The 16,222-nt window shown below is 49.8% G+C and carries 15 protein-coding genes; 9 read left to right on the top strand and 6 right to left on the bottom strand.

Features of this window, described 5'->3' with window-relative positions; all coding sequences use genetic code 11:
• Positions 1-25: 25 nt before the first annotated feature.
• From astE to HQ393_RS03605, 6 genes are all read right to left on the bottom strand, one after another.
• Positions 26-1,042 (bottom strand): succinylglutamate desuccinylase, encoded by a 1,017-nt coding sequence (gene astE / locus HQ393_RS03630; protein WP_179357499.1) that lies wholly within the window; start codon positions 1,040-1,042, stop codon positions 26-28.
• 166 nt (positions 1,043-1,208) lie between these two features.
• Positions 1,209-2,573 carry an N-succinylarginine dihydrolase gene (astB, locus tag HQ393_RS03625; protein ID WP_246307941.1) on the bottom strand — a complete coding sequence of 455 codons (1,365 nt, stop codon included), beginning with the start codon at positions 2,571-2,573 and terminating at the stop codon, positions 1,209-1,211.
• On the bottom strand, positions 2,573-4,030 hold the full coding sequence (gene astD, locus HQ393_RS03620) for a succinylglutamate-semialdehyde dehydrogenase (RefSeq protein ID WP_179357498.1): 1,458 nt from the start codon (positions 4,028-4,030) through the stop codon (positions 2,573-2,575). Before astD ends, astB begins: the two co-directional genes overlap by 1 nt.
• Before the next feature lie 3 nt (positions 4,031-4,033).
• Positions 4,034-5,056: an arginine N-succinyltransferase gene (gene astA, locus HQ393_RS03615; RefSeq protein WP_179357497.1), complete on the bottom strand. Its 1,023-nt coding sequence runs from the start codon at positions 5,054-5,056 to the stop codon at positions 4,034-4,036.
• A gap of 148 nt (positions 5,057-5,204) precedes the next feature.
• Complete coding sequence (locus HQ393_RS03610) at positions 5,205-5,636, bottom strand: C40 family peptidase (RefSeq protein ID WP_246307940.1); 432 nt, start codon at positions 5,634-5,636, stop codon at positions 5,205-5,207.
• 79 nt (positions 5,637-5,715) lie between these two features.
• Positions 5,716-6,654 (bottom strand): histone deacetylase family protein, encoded by a 939-nt coding sequence (locus HQ393_RS03605; RefSeq protein WP_246307939.1) that lies wholly within the window; start codon positions 6,652-6,654, stop codon positions 5,716-5,718.
• 69 nt (positions 6,655-6,723) lie between these two features.
• Between HQ393_RS03605 and HQ393_RS03600 the strand changes: the two genes are divergently transcribed.
• The 9 genes from HQ393_RS03600 (at position 6,724) to bioD (ending at position 16,214) form a co-directional block, all read left to right on the top strand.
• The gene (locus HQ393_RS03600; protein ID WP_179357496.1) at positions 6,724-7,656 is read left to right on the top strand and encodes an AAA family ATPase; all 933 of its coding nucleotides are present in this window, start codon (positions 6,724-6,726) and stop codon (positions 7,654-7,656) included.
• 1 nt (position 7,657) lies between these two features.
• On the top strand, positions 7,658-8,611 hold the full coding sequence (locus HQ393_RS03595; RefSeq protein WP_179357495.1) for a DUF58 domain-containing protein: 954 nt from the start codon (positions 7,658-7,660) through the stop codon (positions 8,609-8,611).
• A gap of 11 nt (positions 8,612-8,622) precedes the next feature.
• Positions 8,623-10,593 carry a transglutaminase TgpA family protein gene (locus HQ393_RS03590; RefSeq protein WP_179357494.1) on the top strand — a complete coding sequence of 657 codons (1,971 nt, stop codon included), beginning with the start codon at positions 8,623-8,625 and terminating at the stop codon, positions 10,591-10,593.
• 161 nt (positions 10,594-10,754) lie between these two features.
• Complete coding sequence (yajC, locus tag HQ393_RS03585) at positions 10,755-11,078, top strand: preprotein translocase subunit YajC (RefSeq protein WP_179357493.1); 324 nt, start codon at positions 10,755-10,757, stop codon at positions 11,076-11,078.
• Positions 11,079-11,134: 56 nt separating this feature from the next.
• Positions 11,135-12,961, top strand: coding sequence for a protein translocase subunit SecD (secD, locus tag HQ393_RS03580; RefSeq protein WP_179357492.1), 1,827 nt, complete (start codon positions 11,135-11,137; stop codon positions 12,959-12,961).
• A 19-nt stretch (positions 12,962-12,980) separates the two neighbouring features.
• Complete coding sequence (gene secF / locus HQ393_RS03575; protein ID WP_179358382.1) at positions 12,981-13,916, top strand: protein translocase subunit SecF; 936 nt, start codon at positions 12,981-12,983, stop codon at positions 13,914-13,916.
• A gap of 65 nt (positions 13,917-13,981) precedes the next feature.
• Positions 13,982-14,623 (top strand): DedA family protein, encoded by a 642-nt coding sequence (locus HQ393_RS03570; protein WP_179357491.1) that lies wholly within the window; start codon positions 13,982-13,984, stop codon positions 14,621-14,623.
• Positions 14,620-15,522, top strand: a complete 903-nt coding sequence (gene bioC / locus HQ393_RS03565; RefSeq protein WP_179357490.1) for a malonyl-ACP O-methyltransferase BioC — start codon at positions 14,620-14,622, stop codon at positions 15,520-15,522. Before HQ393_RS03570 ends, bioC begins: the two co-directional genes overlap by 4 nt.
• A complete protein-coding gene (bioD, locus tag HQ393_RS03560; RefSeq protein ID WP_246307938.1) occupies positions 15,522-16,214 on the top strand; it encodes a dethiobiotin synthase in 693 nt (230 codons plus the stop codon). Before bioC ends, bioD begins: the two co-directional genes overlap by 1 nt.
• Positions 16,215-16,222 lie beyond the last annotated feature (8 nt).

Genomic DNA, 16,222 nt, shown 5'->3' with positions numbered 1-16,222 from the left:
GGCTTTTTTATTATGTTCGCCCAAATTAAACTTGGGCAAGAAAATCACGCGCGGGCACAATGACCAAACCGGCTCGTTGTCCGGGGGGAACTTCTGGATTGGGAAAGATAATCCGCGCATCATCCTCGGTAATTACAAACGGAACACCCGCATCTACGGCAAGCGTAAGTCCCTTCGCTAAAGGGGTAAAGTTATCGGTTTTACCATCAATGGCAAACTTGAAGTCATGCGATGTTTTGGGGATTTCTCGTGACACGCGGAAAATCTGCACTTGCGGCGGAACCAACTCGGGCACAGGTAATTCGCCCTGAATCAAGGCGCTTAAATAAGCATCCATCTTACTCAGATCAATCGACTGGTTTTGCCCAAAAGGTCGCGCACTACCCAACTCGATCGTAAAGGCCTGCGCATCGTAGCGATGATTGGATGAAAATGAAAACGTACTCGACTGAGTCGATTGCAATAAAACAGTATCAACCCCCGCCAAACTCAAGCGCGCGATTTCAGTTGCACTAAACGAGCAACCCGGTTTGGGCAAAGGGTAAATCGCAAACTTCTCAATCAATGAGCCATGAATCGCAGTATGAAGATCATAATGAAAACGTGGCTTACACTGCGCGTCGCTAGAAGAAAAAAAGCGGCCAACATGCATTTCCAACATCATGGCACGTCGTTTTTCCATGCCATCGTCAACCTCTGGGCTGCGATTAAATAGCCGATTCATATCCTCTTCGACAAAACGCTGCCCCATCCGTAATGCAGCAACATTACCAAAAATAAATAAGACGCGTGATTTCACCCGCAATTGATGTGCAAAAATCCGCTCAATCAATTGCTCGACCAACTCAACGGGCGCTGTTTCATTGCCATGAATACCGCATGAGATCACTAAATCGAGCACGCTTTGCGTGGCATCACTCGGCTCAAAGCGAATCACACCTTCATCCAAGACCTGCACGGCGGTGCCATGGGACAAACAATAAGGCAAGCCCATAGCTGTTTCGCCAGCGAGCGTTTTTTGTAAAAAAGTGGTATCCGACATATTACAACCTCGTTTTAATGCTAATCCTGCCGCAAATTGCAGGCGCAAATTGGTGAACCGTAGTTTAGCAGCCTTCCAACTTTAATAAACCGCAAAACTTACAACTCAGTTTGCCTTACGCATAATTGCAACGTCTTTGAGGCATCCATTGACACCCTCAATTACATTACAAGTCACTACCATGCCGCTGGAATGGATAAATTGCGCCTAAATGCAGGATATGCGTAAGCTCATCTAGTGCGGTGCGTACTTCATCGACCAAATGTGGGTCTAGCAAATCAGTCTCTTGTAAACGATCACGATAATGACGTTTAACCCAATCCGTTAAACGCTCAAACAATCCATTATTCATCCACACGGCAGGATTCACTGCCGCCGCCTCCTGAGCAGAAAGCGCAACTCGCAGCCGCAAGCATGCAGGCCCACCTCCGTTTTGCATACTTTGCTTCAAATCGAACACCAGCAGCTCATCAATGCCACGCCCTTCACTTAATAATTGCTGCAAATAAGCCCACACCGTCGGCGTATTGCGACATTCCTCCGGCACGAGCAAGCGCTGCTTGCCATTCTCTTTGGCCAATAATTGGCTATTGAATAAATACGATTTCACCGCATCGGCCACACTCACAGCGGAGCTGGGCACTTCGATTAACTCGAAATCAGCGCCCAGCTTGCCCTGTAAATCGGCGTATACATACTGAGCATTCAAAAATGCCTGTTCATGACAAAACAGTACATTTTGATTACCTACCGCAATCACATCATTATGAAACACGCCGGCATCAATCACGGCTGGATTTTGCTGGGCATATACTGTGTGGCTCGCACGCAGTCCATGGCGGCGCGCAACGGCTTGGCTCGCCTCGAGCGTATGGCGTGCTGGAAATCGTTGCGGCTCGACCTGTCCACCCCAATGCTGGCGACCGTACACGAAGAACTCGACCCCTTGCTCGGCATAATGACGACAGAATCGGGTGTGATTGGCGGCACCCTCGTCGCCAAAGGCCGCCATCATTGGCAACGCTGAATGCACGCTAAAATGCTGTTCATTACTGAAAATTGCTTTTAGCGTACGCTCAGTTTGGCGATGCTCGATGGCTCGATGAAACTTATTCTGTAAGTTAGCGACCGAAAAATGCACCCGACCATCGCTCGTGTCACCAGATGGGCTCACGGTGGCCGCATTGGCTGTCCACATCGATGAAGCAGAGCACATTGCCGACAAATACCCAGGGTGCGTATTGCCAACAGCGGCAATTATTTCTTTGTCGCTACCCGTATACCCCAACTCACGCATCAACCATGTGGCGGGGCGCTCTTGGGGTGGCAACACGCCTTGCGCATAGCCCATATCCGCCAGCGCTTTCATTTTGGCCAAGCCCTGCAATGCAGCTTCGCGCGGATTAGCCACTAATTTGGCATTCCCGGTCGAGGCGACATTGCCAAATGAATGGCCGCCATAATGATGGGTTGGCCCCACCAAACCATCAAAATTGGCTTCTAGGCCGTGTGGATTGTGCATTTGGCTCATTACAACGTCATCCCTGGTGATAATTGACTTGGGCAGCTCAACTGCTCGGCTTCGATGGAGGCCACGGGGTAGGCACAATAATCGGCGGCATAATATGCGCTCGCGCGATGATTACCCGATGCACCTACGCCACCAAAAGGTGCGGCACTCGAGGCTCCGGTGAGTGGTTTATTCCAGTTCACGATCCCTGCGCGCGAATCGCGCCAGAAGCGTTCATACTGCTCACGCTTATCGCTTAAAATGCCCGCAGCTAAACCAAAACGAGTGGCATTGGCTAAACGCATTGCTTCGTCAAATGAGTCATAGCGCTGTACTTGCAACAGTGGTCCGAAATACTCTTCATCGGGCAAGTCAGTCACCGCAGTCACATCCAAAATCCCTGCTGACAGCAAGGCCGTATCTGCGAGAACATTTTTCATTTCCAGCAAACTAGTCGCACCCGCAGCGATTAATCGTGACTGCGCAGCTAACAGGCCTTGCGCCGCAGCGACCGACACCACGGCGCCCATAAATGGTTGCGGTTCAGCATCCCAAGCCCCCACTTGCAATGCCGAGGCAGCGATGGCGAGCCGCGCTAAAAATGCATCGCCCCACTCGCCTTTAGGCACGAGCAAGCGCCGTGAGCAAGTACAGCGTTGCCCTGCAGAAATAAAGGCGGATTGAATCACATGATGCAAGGCCGCCTTAATGTCACTGACTTCTTCGACCAGCAAAGGGTTATTCCCCCCCATTTCAAGGGCGAGAATTTTATCTGGCTGACCCGCAAACTGCTGGTGCAATGCATAACCAGTCCCAGCGCTGCCCGTGAAATACAAACCATCGATTTGGGGGTGGCTGGCCAATGCAATGCCCGTCTCACGCGCGCCTTGCACCACGTTAAGCACGCCCGCCGGTAAGCCAGCAGCCAACCAGAGCTCGGCAGTTTTGTGCGCCGTCATCGGTGCCAATTCTGAAGGCTTGAACACGACACAATTACCTGCCAACAGCGCTGGCACAATATGACCATTCGGTAAATGGCCAGGGAAATTGTATGGGCCAAAAACGGCGACGACGCCATGTGGGCGATGACGTAATACGGCCATGGCATCGCCTTGCGCCGCTTCTTTCGTGCCAGTGCGTTCTTCATAACTTTTGATCGAAATGTCGATCTTATTGATCATGGTGGTGACTTCAGTCAGCGCTTCCCAACGCGGCTTGCCCGTTTCCACCCCGATCGTTGCAGCCAAATCGGCTTGATTGGCTTTTAATAACTCACCAAAATTGCGGATGATGGCCACGCGAGCGGCAAATTCCAAATCACGCCAAGCCTGAAATGCTGAACGCGCACTCAAAATCGCAGCATCTACATCCTGCGCAGCAGCACTTTGCCCTTCCCACACGACCGCTTGAGTAACGGGGTTTTTGGAGCAAAAAGTCGCGCCTAATCCAGCTTGCCATTGACCGTGAATCAAATTCATTGCTTACCCCTTCGCAGAAAGTAGGACAGCGCGAACATTCGCACCATCTTCAAGATTTAATCGTTGCAAAACATCAACCGTGAGCGGCAAGCTATCTTCAAGCGGGCGGGTATAGGCAATCGTGGCGCGAAAATTGGCCACATTCCCATTACTCACAAGCCAAGCAGCGCCATTTTTAGGCTCTTGAGCCACCGCCAAACTTTGGTAGATGCGGCTATCGCGGATCGCACGAATATTGTCGCGTGGACACTCAAGACTTGGGCCTGCGTCAAAAATGTCGATAAAGCCCTGATAGCGAAAGCCTTCTGATTCAAGCATGGCCCGGGCAGGCATCGTCGCGGGATGCACATGACCGATGGCGGCTTGCGCTTCATCGGATAAAAAACAGGTATAAATCGGGTATTTGGGCATTAATTCGGCAATAAATGATTTGCTGCCGATGTAGGACAAGAAATCGGCGCGGGCAAAATCCATTTTGAAAAAATGGCGCCCCAAGCTTTCCCAAAATGGCGATCGGCCAGCCTCGTCGGACACACCACGCATTTCTGCGATCACCTGCTCACTAAATCGCTCAGGACTCGCCGCCATAAACAGAAAACGAGATTTCGATAGCAAAGCGCCATTGCCATCTTTGCGATATTCCGGCGCCAAAAACAGCGTACAAAGCTCGCTGGCGCCCGTTAAATCTGACGTCAAAAAGAGCGTTGGTAATTGCTTATAAATATCAAGCTCACGCGAGGCATGCACCGACAAACCAACGCGGTAGTTATACCAAGTATCATCAAGCCCGACGGCACTCTCAATGCCACAAATACCCGCCAGTTGCCCTGTTTCATCATCTTCCAAAGCGAATAGATAACTGGCCTGACCTAATTCAGGTAAGCCATTGAGACTATCGATACTGGCTTGAATGCGCTTGATAAATCGCTCTGGATTAGCCTGCAAGGTCGTCACACCAACCCCTGCACTGCTGGCCAGCGCCAGAATGGCATCAAGATCGGAAAGTTGCGTAGGACGAATCAACATTGAAAAGCCTTGGTCTATAGGGCGTAAACGACTTATTCAATGTAGCAAAGGGAATTCACAAAGCGTATTGGGTCTATCCCCAGCAGGGGCTATGCGGTCATCGGGTGAATTTTGAAGGGGAGCGGCAGTTTGATGCGCTCAGAAATGCCTATTGATTGGCCATTAAACTGCGTCCGCCCTCAAAGCGGGCAGAAAAATAACTATTACTTAATGACTCAATCCGAACCTTACCTTTACTCGATGGCGCATGAATAAACTGCCCATCACCCAGATAAATGCCGACGTGCGAAAACGAATGGCCTAAGGTATTAAAAAACACCAAATCTCCCGCTTGCAGCTTGCTGCTATCCACGGGTCTGGCAACCTGCGCCATCTCGGCGGCGGTACGGGGCAGATCAACTTGCAAAGCATTTTTGTAAACGTATTTCACCAAACCGCTGCAATCGAGGCCAGCCTCGGGGTTATTCCCGCCAAATTGATAACCCGTATCCAGCAAGCCCAGCGCCACCATTACCACTTCGCGAGCATCCCCATCGACCTCAATCTTGCTGAGACTTGGCTTGGCAGGTATTGGCCTCACTACCTTAGCAGGCGGAGCTTTTGTAGTAGTACACCCCCCTAGTATTAGGACAAGCAGCAGGGCATAGCCCATCAAGCGATTAAACATCGGCCAACACTTTAATGTGCTCAGTCACACTGCGCGCCAATGACGAAAGATCATAGCCACCCTCGAGCAGAGAAACGATGCGTTGATTAGCATGCGTCTGCGCGACTTTCATCAACTGCTTGGTGACCCAAGCATAATCAGCCTCAACCAAGCCCATCGAGCCCATATCATCTTCCAAATGCGCATCAAAACCGGCGGAAATCAGAATCAGCTGCGGGGCAAAATCATTAAGCGCTGGCAACCACTTTTCGGTTACAACGTCACGAAATTCGGCGCCGCGACTGGCACGCGGCATCGAGACATTCAACATATTGGGCCCTTTGGGCACATCGCCGCTGTAGGGAAAAAACGGATGCTGAAAGATGCTAACCATTAGCACTTTGGGCTCGTCATAAAAAGCATCCTCAGTGCCATTGCCGTGGTGAACATCGAAATCCACAATTGCAACTCGCTCAACGCCATATTCTGCAATGGCATGCCGCGCCGCAATCGCTATATTATTGAGAAAGCAAAAGCCCATCCCGCGCTCACGTTCGGCATGATGCCCGGGTGGGCGTATCAAACAAAAGGCATTTTGCGCTTTGCCCGTCATCACCATATCCACCGCCTGCACCCCCGCGCCAGCAGCGTAATAAGCGGCATTTAAGGAATAAGGGTTCATCGCAGTATCAGGCTCTAGATGGACATGACCTTGCCCCGGCGACATCATGGCTAGCTTATCGAGATAAGATTCAGGGTGAACGCGCGCAATTTGCTCACGCGTCGCTGGATGTGCATTAGTATGTAATAAGTAATCCCAAATCCCGGCGGCCATCAGGCGATCTTGAATCGCAGCAATCCGCTCCGGGCACTCAGGATGCCCCTTACCCATTTCGTGCAAACTACATGCCGAATGCCCAATCAATGCTGTTGCGCCGCTAGAACCGTACAATGGCTTTACCTATTCGCTAATCGATTTATATTTAATAAAGTGTACGCTTCAGGCGCAGCGAGGAAAAGAATGACACCCCAAAGTCGTGAATTGATGCAACGGTTGCATGAAGTTGAACAGCAACTCAACCAAATTATCTTGGGCAAACAAAGCGCCATGCGTCTGGCTTTAATTGGCATTCTGGCCCAAGGCCACTTATTGCTGGAAGATGTGCCAGGGGTGGGCAAAACCACGATGGCACATGCTCTGGCTACGGTATTGGGTTTGCAATTTGCACGGGTTCAATTTACCAGCGATTTGCTACCCGCAGACCTGTTGGGGGTCTCGGTTTATGAGCGAAATATCGAAGCATTTCGATTTCATCCCGGCCCCATTTTCACTCAGGTTTTACTCGCGGACGAGATCAATCGCGCCACCCCCAAAACCCAGTCTGCCCTGCTTGAAGCAATGGCGGAGCAACAAGTCACAATCGACGGCGAAACCAATGTTTTGCCAGATCCATTTTTCGTTATTGCCACCCAAAATCCACAGGCACAAATTGGTACGTTTGAATTACCAGAATCCCAGCTCGATCGGTTTTTATTGCGACTCGAATTAGGCTACCCCGATAGCAAAGCCGAGCGAGCGCTACTTCAGGGCATAAGTCGGCGCGACATTCTGGCTCAACTTACGCCGGTATTGACGCCAGAAGCGCTCAAAGCCGCTCAAGCTCAAATCAAACTCGTTAAATTAGCCGAACCTTTGCTCGATTATATCCAGGCTCTAATCGCAGCCACACGCGAAGATCAGCGATTTAGTTGCGGCCTTTCACCCCGAGCAGCTTTAGGTTTGGTTCGCGCCTGCCAGGCCAGTGCATGGCTGGAAGATCGCAGCATGGTCATCCCTGAAGATGTGCAGCGTGTATTCCCAGCGCTTGCAGGTCACCGGCTGATATTGCGGCAAAGCGGCCGCTCTGACCCACAGATCGCCTTGCAACTGATGCGCAGCGTAGCGATTCCTTAAGATGAGAATACCCAGCGCGCTCGATCGCTATTGGCAGCAATTTCTCGCCAAACGCCACCCCAGCGAAAGCGGAAAGATTCGCCTGCGCCACCAACGCTTATACATAGTGCCCACGGTATATGGTTTAGGCTTTGCCATGGTCGCGATCATTATGTTGGTGGGCGCAATTAACTATCAGTTGAGCCTAGGGTTTTTCTTCGCTTTTTTACTCATTGGCATTGCACATGCCATCCTGCTGCGCACCTATGCCAATCTCTTAGGTTTAGAAGTCAGTAGCGGGCCCGCCGTTTCTGTTTATGCGGGGGAAAACGCTTACTTTCCAATCACCCTCCACAATGAAAGATCGCAAGCTCGCTTCGGAATCATTTTGAGTAGTAAGGGAGAGCCCGAACAGTTTTGCGCTCAAGTTTCAGGACAAGACCACGCCATCATCACCCTAGGCATTGCCAGTCATCAGCGCGGAAAACTAAAACTACCTCGATTACAAGTAGCCAGCACGATGCCGTTGGGCTTATTCCGCTGCTGGACCTATGTTGATCTGGCCAACGAAGTATTGATCTACCCTCAACCAGAACTCAATCCCCCGCCTTTTCCTGAGCTAGGGCAACTCAGTGATGGCAAGAAAAAACGCACCCAAGGCAATGATGATTTTGCCGGTTTACGTAACTTTCAGCGCGGCGACGCCATGCATGACATTGCCTGGAAACAAAGCGCCCGCACAGACAATATTTTGGTGAAACTGCAACAATCTCCGGTTGGCTCAACGCTCTGGCTCAATTTTGACGAACTGACTGGCTTAAGCTTAGAAGCTAAACTCTCCAGACTCACCGCCTGGCTCTTGCAGGCCGAAGCCATCAGCCGTCCATACGGGCTTGCCTTGCCACAACAAAAAATCCCCCCCGCGCTGGGGCATGATCATTTGCATCGCTGCCTCATGGCCTTGGCCCTATTCTGATGAGTCAAAACATGAAAAAGGCCCACTCTCGCAGCAGAATCCTTCACCCGAAAGAACAACAAAAACTAGCGATTACGCTGGCGGCGATCAGCTTACCTCATTTGCTAGAGCAAGTTTGGTGGCTAGGACTGAGTCTCGCCTTGATCTTGTTGCTGCTGGGTAGCTTAAGCGCAGACACGAGAACGCGAATGCCCCGTTATCTTGGCATCTTCCTGGGTGTGATTGTCGGCGGCTTGGTCTATTTAGCGCACCAAACCTTGGTCGGCCGCGAAGGCGGTGTGGCCGTATTACTTGGCTTAACCATAGTCAAACTGATCGAAACACGAACATTACGCGATGCGCGAGCTTTAATCCTGTTGATGTTTTTGTTGACTGGCGTTGCATTTTTACACGGACAAGAGCCTTGGCACGCGGCCTACGCATTGCTCAGCACCTTCGCCATCATTTACACCGCACAAAAAATAGAACAAGAAATACTCCCCAATAGTACCAATACCAAAACCACCGCCAGATTAGTGTTCGAAGGCATACCCATTGCATTACTGTTGTTTTTACTTTTCCCTCGGCTGCCTGGGCCGCTTTGGGCTGTACCAGACAGTAATACTGGCAGCAGTGGTTTATCGGGCGAAGAAATGAGGCCGGGCACGATTTCGAAAATGATTCAGGACGATAGCCCGGCCTTTCGTGTCACCTTTCAGGGCCAACCACCCTTGCCAGCCCAAATGTATTGGCGCGGCCCTGTGTTTGAAGAGTTCGATGGCCTACGTTGGCGCTCGGCGCAAACGCAACAAGATTTCTTGGCTGCCCGCCAATTTAGCAAAGTGCCGCGCATCGTTGGTCTGAGTCCGGCAATTAACTACACCATGACGCTTGAACCGCACAATCAAAATTGGCTCCTGGCGCTCGATATGCCAGCCCTCACGCCGATCGACAGCAGCATGAGCAATCGATTGCAAGTAATCAATAACATCCCTGTCGTCGAGCGAAAACGCTTTGATTTTTCGGCCTATCTGACTTGGCGAACAGAAGGTGATAGTGCCACTCAAATTGAGCGAAATTTGAACCTGCCCGATGAGATTAATCCACAAAGCCGTGCTTTGGCTGAAAGCTGGCGCAATTTAGCACCCGAACAACGGGTTGCAACGGGTTTGCATTGGTTAGAGCAAAATCACTTTAGCTACACACTTTCGCCACCACTGCTCACCAGCCAAAATCGAATCGACGAATTTTTATTCAAAAACAAACAAGGTTTTTGTGAGCATTATGCCAGCGCCTTTGCATTTTTAATGCGCGCGGCCGGCGTGCCGGCTCGCGTAATCACGGGCTACCAAGGCGCGTCACAAAATGCCAACTACTGGATTGTGCGGCAGGCCGATGCCCACGCCTGGGTTGAAGTCTGGTACGAAAACCAAGGCTGGCAACGAGTAGACCCGACTTTTGTCATTGCCCCTACTCGCATCAATGAGGGCTTGGCCAGTAGTATCAATAGCGCACAGTTGCCCTTTATGATGCGCAATGACAGCGCATGGCTACGCGCTTTGCGGCTTAAACTCGATATTATGGTCAATGGCTGGAATCAATGGGTCGTGGGTTACGATCAACAAAAGCAAATTGATTTATTAAAAAAACTAGGAATTGACGACTTTGCTTCAAGCGCATTCTTGCTGTGGCTGATTGCTGGGTTTGTCACCACTTTGGGCGGTTTTGCAGCCTGGCTACTGTATAAAAACCGTGCCCCAGCCCCTGATCCAGCAAGTCGACTGTATCGGCGATTTATTCATAAACTCAGTCCACTGCAAAAAGCACCGTCACAAACGCCAGCGTCTTTTGCCGAACTGGCCTCACTCACCTTCCCTCGCAACACTGAAGCAATCAACACGATTACGGCGCTATATTTACGCGCTCGCTATGCCGAAGATCAGGCCGCACTGCAGGCTTTACGCAAGGAAGTCGCTACTTTTCAATGCGATAAAACAAAGTGAAACTTATCGCTTTTTATCGCGTCTGAAGCCCTTCACCTTTATTTCAAATCAAGCCCAGATCACATTGGACGGACAAAAGGCCGTAATTCGGTAGATTTTAATAGCTCCAAAGGCTAGAATGATCCGCCTTTGTTGGGCTTACAAACGGAAACTATTTATTTATGTTTATCACACCTGCATTCGCATCTGCTGCGCCTGGCGCAGAAGCTAGTTTTATGTCTTTCCTGCCAATGATCGTGATCTTCGTGATTTTCTGGTTTTTGATGATTCGTCCACAACAGAAAAAAGCCAAAGAACACCAAGCTATGCTTGGCGCCTTGCAAAAAGGTGATGAAGTAACGACTAGCGGTGGTTTATTGGGTCGCATTGCCAAATTGAATGAGCAGTATGTGACACTCGAAATCGCGGAAGGCGTAGAGATCGTTATTCAGCGTGCTGCCATTGGCCAGCGCCTGGAAAAAGGCACTTTGAAGTCAAATAAGTAATTTAAAACAATAAATTAACCGAGTAGGCGACGAAAATCGCCTCTCAGGGGCTCAGCATGAATCGCTATCCGCTGTGGAAATATATCCTCCTGATTATCTGTCTGGTTTTGGCTGCTTTGTATGCCTTACCTAATCTCTTTGGCGAAAGCCCTGCCGTTCAAGTTTCAAGCGGCCGTGTTACGGTCAAAGTCACCGAAGCGATGGTCACCCAAGCTAGTCAAATTGCGACTGCGGCGGGTGTAACGCCAATTGACGCTTATTTTGAAGCGGGCTCTGTCAAACTTCGCTTTAAAGACACTGACAGTCAAATCAAGGCTAAAGATGCGATTCAAGCTGCCCTAGGCACTGACTATGTCATCGCCTTAAATTTGCTCTCTGACACCCCACCTTGGTTGAGCAAATTGCACGCTAAGCCTATGGTTTTGGGCTTGGATTTACGCGGTGGTGTGCACTTCCTGCTAGAAGTTGACATGAAAGCGGCGGTCGACAAAGCATTGGAAAAAACCGCTGGCGATGTCCGCCGCGAGCTAAAAGACAAAAAAATTCGTTACGGCAAAATCAGCAAAGAACGTGATCGCGTAGAAGTACAATTACGCGACGCAGAAACGCTGGCTGCCGCTGATAAGGCTATTCGCCAATTACTGGTAAATCTGAAAGTTGACTCTGTTAGCACCGACGGCAACTTCAAACTACTGATTACCTATCCAGAAACTGCCTTGCTGCAACTGAAAAATGACGCAGTAAAACAAAACATCACCACCCTGCACAATCGTGTCAATGAGTTGGGTGTGGCAGAGCCTGTGATTCAACAGCAAGGTGAAGGCCGTATTGTTGTCCAATTGCCTGGTGTGCAAGACACTGCAAAAGCCAAAGACATTCTCGGTCGTACTGCGACCCTTGAAGTCCGCCTGGTTGAAGATGACCAAGCTAAGCTGACTGAAGCGATGAATGGCAATGTTCCAGCTGGCTATGAGTTGATGACAGAGCGTCGCGCCGATGGTCGCAGTGTGCCTATCTTGCTGCGCAAAGAAGTGGAATTAACGGGCGAAAACATCAATGATGCGCAAGCAGGTTTTGATGATCACAATGCACCTGCGGTTCACTTGGGTCTGGATGCCACTGGCGCTACGATTTTCAAAGACCTGACTCGCGAAAATGTGAACAAACGCATTGCGATGATCTTGGTCGAAAAAGGTAAAGGCGAAGTCGTTACTGCCCCAGTCGTTCGTGGTGAGATTGGCGGTGGCCGAGTTCAAATTTCGGGCTCAATGGGCGTAGCTGAAGCCAATGATACTGCCTTGCTATTGCGCGCTGGCTCCCTTGCCGCACCAATGAATATCGTTGAGGAACGTACTATTGGCCCATCATTGGGTAAAGAAAACATCAGTAAAGGCTTTAACTCAACGCTGTATGGTTTTGCTGCGATTGCCATCTTTATGATGATTTACTACCGTGTGTTTGGTGTGGTTTCGACGCTGGCTCTGGGTGCGAACTTGCTGTTCTTGATTGCCTTGCTATCTCTGCTTGGCATCACACTAACCCTACCCGGTATTGCTGCGATTGCACTGACGCTCGGTATGGCAATTGACTCGAATGTACTGATTAATGAGCGTGTCCGTGAAGAGCTCCGTGAAGGCATGAGTCCGCATATGGCGATTCAAAATGGTTATAAGCATGCTTTTGACACCATTCTTGACTCAAACATCACCACCCTGATTGCTGGTTTAGCCCTGTTGATTTTCGGTTCAGGTGCGGTGCGCGGTTTTGCTTGGGTGCATTGCCTCGGGATTATGACGTCAATGTTTAGCGCCGTATTTGTTTCACGCGCTTTGATTAACCTGATTTATGGCCGTCGTCGTCACCTGACCACGTTGTCAGTGTAAGAAGCGGGAGAAAATAATGATCGAATTTTTCCATGTAAAACGCGACATCCCGTTTATGAGCTATGGCAAGCTCACGACAGCGATTTCTTTGGCCACATTTGTACTTGCCATCTTCTTTCTGATCACCAAAGGCCTGAACTTTGGTGTCGAATTTACTGGCGGCACGGTGATGGAGTTGCGCTACGGCCAGTCGGTTGAAATCAACCAAGTACGTCATGGCGTTGAAAACCTGAAGTACGGCGAGGTACAAGTACAGTCTTTGGGTACAACGCGTGACATCATGGTGCGCATTCCCAATATTCAAGGCAAAACAAGTGCTCAGCTTTCCAATGAAGTGCTGGATTCTTTGAAAAAAGAACGCGCTGATGTTGAGTTGCGCAAAGTGGAGTTTATTGGTCCATCCGTAGGTGATGAGCTGTTTACCCACGGTATCACCGCCTTAATCCTAGTTTGTGTTGGTATCGTAGCTTACTTAATGCTGCGCTTTGAATGGCGCTTCGCACTGTCCGCTATTATCGCCAATATGCACGACGTCATCATCATCTTGGGTGTCTTTGCACTATTCCAATGGGAGTTTAGCTTAACGGTTCTGGCAGGTATCTTGGCAGTATTGGGCTATTCAGTGAATGAATCAGTGGTGGTATTCGACCGAATTCGTGAAAATTTCCGGAAGCCGAACTTGCGCGGTAAAACAGTACCCGAAGTAATCGACAATGCAATTACTGCCACGATGAGCCGTACCATCATTACTCACGGCTCAACCGAAGCCATGGTATTGGCCATGTTGATTTTTGGTGGTGCCGCATTGCATGGGTTTGCAATGGCACTCACCATCGGTATTGTGTTCGGTATTTATTCATCGGTATTGGTTGCGTCTCCGCTGCTACTGATGTTTGGTGTAACACGCGACAGCATGATCAAACCGGTTAAGATTAAAGAAGAAGCGGTCGTTTAATATCCTAAGCGGCCTCTACCCTCAACACGCCGACCCCAAGTCGGCGTTTTCTTTGCGAGCGATATATGGAATTCAATCCGATTGATATTTTCCTTCACCTCGACGTTTATCTTGCCCAATTGGTGCAAAACTACGGGGTTTGGATCTACGCCATTCTGTTTGCGGTGATATTTTGTGAAACGGGTCTGATTGTGACGCCGTTCCTGCCAGGCGATTCGCTACTCTTTGTTGCAGGTGCAGTTGCAGCCCTCGGCGGTATGGATCCATGGCTACTTGCGGCTACACTGATGAGTGCGGCTATTTTGGGCGATAGCACCAATTACATCATCGGCCGCACGGTGGGTGAAAAGCTATTTACCAATCCGAACTCCAAAGTTTTCCGTCGTGATTACCTCGATCGCACCCACGCTTTTTATGACAAGCATGGCGGCAAAACAGTGACACTGGCTCGCTTTATCCCTATCGTGCGCACCTTTGCGCCTTTTGTCGCGGGTGTCGGAAAAATGCCTTATGCACGCTTTTTGTCATTTAGCGTCTTAGGCACGGTGTTATGGGTGGGTAGCTTAGTCACTCTGGGCTTTTTCTTTGGTAACGTTGAATTCATCAAGAAAAATCTCTCCATCATGGTCATTGGTATTGTTGGCATTTCATTTATTCCTGTATTCATGGAATTTATTCGTCATAAATTTAAGAAGGCACCGGCATGAGCGAGCAGTTTCATACGCTTAAAACGGCCATTCGCACTTCTTTTGAAAACGCAGCACATAGCTATGATGCTGCAGCCGTTTTGCAACGTGAAATCATTGATCGGATGTTTGAGCGACTATCCTTAATTCGCGTCACACCCCAACGAGTGCTCGATGCGGGTAGCGGCACGGGCTATGCCGTTCCTAAATTACAAGCACGTTTTCCGCAAGCCCAAATCATTGAACTGGATTTGGCGCACACGATGCTTCAGGTTTCCCGTGCCAAGCAGGCTGGCTTTGGGCTTAAAAAACTACTACGCACATTAAGTAATCAGCAGCCTGCGCAAGTATGCAGCGATATTGAACAACTCCCTTTCGCCGATAACTCGCTGGATGTAATCTGGTCTAGCCTTACGCTGCAGTGGTGTAATACCCCAGATGCCGCTTTTGCCGAGTTTCAACGAGTCTTAAAGCCTGGTGGTCTCTTAATGTTCGCAACCTTAGGGCCCGACACCCTCAAGGAACTGCGCACAGCGTTTGCGGGCGTTGATGGCTATGAGCACGTGAACCGCTTTATCGATATGCACGACCTTGGTGATTCATTGGTGCAACATGGCTTTGCCACCCCCGTCATGGACATGGAATACCTGACCTTGACCTATGAGGACACAAAATCGGTCATGCAGGACTTAAAAGGCATCGGTGCGCACAACAATATGCAAGGTCGTCGTGCCGGCATGTTTGGCAAACGAGCATGGCTCCAAGTTCAGGCGCAATATGAAGCTTTGCGCAGCAATGGTAAATTACCCTGCACCTATGAAGTGGTTTATGGTCACGCGTGGAAATCGGAAGGAAAGAAAAATACGCCCCGAGCAGATGGCAGTCAGATCATTGAATTCCGACCAAGAGCTAAACCGTAATGCCTATTGCTCCCCGCTATTTCGTCACCGGTACGGATACTGAAGTCGGTAAGACAGTCGCCACCGTGCAACTGATCCGCTTACTCAACCAGCAAAAAATACCCACCATAGGTATGAAGCCAGCAGCCTCTGGTTGTTTGAATAGCAACGGCATACTCATCAATGATGATGTAGTCGCCCATCAAAATGCAACGCCAATTGCTGCGCCACTGGCACTAGTTAGCCCGTATCGATTTGAACCTGCAATCTCTCCGCATATCGCTGCGCGAGAGGCCGATATTGAAATTAAACTGCCGCATATTCTTAGCTGCGCCGAACAATTATCTGAACACGCCAATACCGTGGTAGTTGAAGGCGCAGGCGGCTGGTTCGCACCGCTCAGTGATACGCACACCATTGCAGATCTGGCCATCGCGTTAGAAGCGCCCGTTATTTTGGTAGTTGGAATGCGGCTAGGTTGTATTAACCACGCTATGCTCACCGCTCAGGCGATCAAATTTGCGGGGCTTCCTATTGCGGGCTGGATCGCCAATCAGATCGATCCCCACATGTCCCGCTACGCAGAAAACTTAGCCTATTTGCAAACCCATTTAAGCGCACCTTTTCTGGCAGAAATTCCACATAGCAGCAATGCTCTTAATAGCTGTCTCAATATACAGGCTTTCGAAACGCTTAAATTGCGCAATAATTAAACCTATCT

It is taken from the genome of Chitinibacter bivalviorum (assembly GCF_013403565.1).
In the GTDB taxonomy this organism is placed as follows: Bacteria; Pseudomonadota; Gammaproteobacteria; order Burkholderiales; family Chitinibacteraceae; genus Chitinibacter; species Chitinibacter bivalviorum.
This window is presented reverse-complemented; position numbering and strand designations above follow the sequence as displayed.

What these genes read in the sequence shown, in the direction of transcription:
- astB (WP_246307941.1), bottom strand. Translation starts at nt 2,573, where the DNA reads ATGAGCCAAATGCACAATCCACACGGCCTAGAAGCCAATTTTGATGGT.
- bioD (WP_246307938.1), top strand. Translation starts at nt 15,522, where the DNA reads ATGCCTATTGCTCCCCGCTATTTCGTCACCGGTACGGATACTGAAGTC.
- HQ393_RS03590 (WP_179357494.1), top strand. Translation starts at nt 8,623, where the DNA reads ATGAAAAAGGCCCACTCTCGCAGCAGAATCCTTCACCCGAAAGAACAA.
- HQ393_RS03595 (WP_179357495.1), top strand. Translation starts at nt 7,658, where the DNA reads ATGAGAATACCCAGCGCGCTCGATCGCTATTGGCAGCAATTTCTCGCC.
- astE (WP_179357499.1), bottom strand. Translation starts at nt 1,042, where the DNA reads ATGTCGGATACCACTTTTTTACAAAAAACGCTCGCTGGCGAAACAGCT.
- bioC (WP_179357490.1), top strand. Translation starts at nt 14,620, where the DNA reads ATGAGCGAGCAGTTTCATACGCTTAAAACGGCCATTCGCACTTCTTTT.
- secD (WP_179357492.1), top strand. Translation starts at nt 11,135, where the DNA reads ATGAATCGCTATCCGCTGTGGAAATATATCCTCCTGATTATCTGTCTG.
- yajC (WP_179357493.1), top strand. Translation starts at nt 10,755, where the DNA reads ATGTTTATCACACCTGCATTCGCATCTGCTGCGCCTGGCGCAGAAGCT.
- HQ393_RS03600 (WP_179357496.1), top strand. Translation starts at nt 6,724, where the DNA reads ATGACACCCCAAAGTCGTGAATTGATGCAACGGTTGCATGAAGTTGAA.
- HQ393_RS03570 (WP_179357491.1), top strand. Translation starts at nt 13,982, where the DNA reads ATGGAATTCAATCCGATTGATATTTTCCTTCACCTCGACGTTTATCTT.
- astA (WP_179357497.1), bottom strand. Translation starts at nt 5,056, where the DNA reads ATGTTGATTCGTCCTACGCAACTTTCCGATCTTGATGCCATTCTGGCG.
- astD (WP_179357498.1), bottom strand. Translation starts at nt 4,030, where the DNA reads ATGAATTTGATTCACGGTCAATGGCAAGCTGGATTAGGCGCGACTTTT.